Source organism: Bittarella massiliensis (ex Durand et al. 2017), assembly GCF_017566145.1.
Taxonomy (GTDB): domain Bacteria; phylum Bacillota; class Clostridia; order Oscillospirales; family Ruminococcaceae; genus Bittarella; species Bittarella massiliensis_A.
Window position 1 is genome coordinate 1 of record NZ_JABFCL010000219.1, and the last position, 222, is coordinate 222.

Genomic DNA, 222 nt, shown 5'->3' on the forward strand with positions numbered 1-222 from the left:
GGTGTAAACGGCATCGGCGGAATCGGCGACACGTTTGGAATGCGTCACCACAATGACACATTTACCGAGTTGATGAGCGGCATGCCGCAAAAGATCAATCACCTCATCAGTCATTTCCGGATCCAGGCTGCCAGTCGGTTCATCCGCCAGAATCGCGCGGCCGGGCGCCACCAGGGCGCGGCCGACCGCCACCCGCTGACGTTGGCCACCCGACAAGTGCAT

The 222-nt window shown here is 60.8% G+C and carries 1 protein-coding gene; it reads right to left on the reverse strand.

Annotation, left to right across the window (positions count from 1 at the left end; genetic code table 11):
- On the reverse strand, positions 1 to 222 hold a 222-nt coding region (locus tag HJY11_RS14105; protein ID WP_368041627.1), incomplete at both ends, for an ATP-binding cassette domain-containing protein.